1 protein-coding gene is annotated in these 1,028 nt (G+C 66.7%); it reads right to left on the bottom strand.

What is annotated here, in order from left to right; genetic code table 11:
* Positions 1-1,028 (bottom strand): efflux RND transporter periplasmic adaptor subunit (locus KFO72_RS41855; RefSeq protein ID WP_225034557.1); only part of this gene is annotated, 1,028 nt, incomplete at both ends.

Genomic DNA, 1,028 nt, shown 5'->3' with positions numbered 1-1,028 from the left:
CCCGGCGCACCCGGCGCCGCGCTCACCACCTTGATGTGCGCATCCGACGACACACGGATCGCGCCATCGACCACCACGCGCTCGCCCGCCTTCAGCCCTTCGTTGACGAACCAGTCGTCGCCGTGCCAGTCGCCGACGTCGACCACGCGCTGATGCGGCTTCGAGTCCTGGTCGAGCACCCACACGAAGTGGCTCCTCGCGCCCTGCAGCACGGCGCGCTGCGGAACCAGCACCGCATTGGGCCGCACCGCCCCCGAGACCTTCGCGCGCACGAACTGGCCCGGCTTGAGCGTGCCCTTCGGATTGGCGAACACCGCGCGCACGAGGAAGGTGCCCGTCTGCTGGTTGAACGCGGGGTTGGCGAAGTCGATGCGGCCCTGCTGCGGATAGACCGAGCCGTCGGCCTCGATGATCGTCACGTCGAACTGGTTGTTGGCCGGAAAGCGCAGCAGCCCCTTCGCGATCTGGTCGCGGTAGCCCAGCAGTTCGTTCTCGGAGATGCTGAAGTTCACCCACATCGGGTCGAGCTGGTAGACGTAGGTGAGCAGGCCCGACTGGTTCGGCGTCACATAGCTGCCGTCCTGCACGCGCGCGAAGCTGGAGAGGCCCTTGAGGGGCGAACTGATCGTGCAGTAGCTCAGGTTCAGCTCGGCCGTGCGCACCTCGCCCTGCGCGGCGATCACGGCGGCTTCGGCCTGCTTCTCGTTGCCCGTGGCATCGTCGAGGTCTTTCTTGCTCAACGCGTTCTGCGCGGCCAGCGGAATCACGCGGGCGAGGTTCTGCTTGGTGACGAGCAGGCGCGCCTGCTGCTGCGCGAGCGCGCCCTTGGCCGACTGCAGCGCGGCTTCGAACGGCTTCTTGTCCATCACGAACAGCACCTGGCCTTCCTTGACGAGCGAGCCTTCCGTGTACATGCGCCGCTCGAGAAAACCGTCCACGCGGGCGCGGATTTCCACTTCGCGCGAGCTTTGTGTCTGCGCGGTGAACTCGAAGTCGACGGGCGTTTCCTGCTGATGCACCGTCACGAC

The sequence above is a fragment of the Paraburkholderia sp. XV genome (assembly GCF_020177535.1).
Taxonomy (GTDB): Bacteria; Pseudomonadota; Gammaproteobacteria; order Burkholderiales; family Burkholderiaceae; genus Paraburkholderia; species Paraburkholderia caribensis.
Note: the sequence above shows the minus strand (reverse complement) of the source record. Positions and strands in the feature narration are given on the sequence as shown.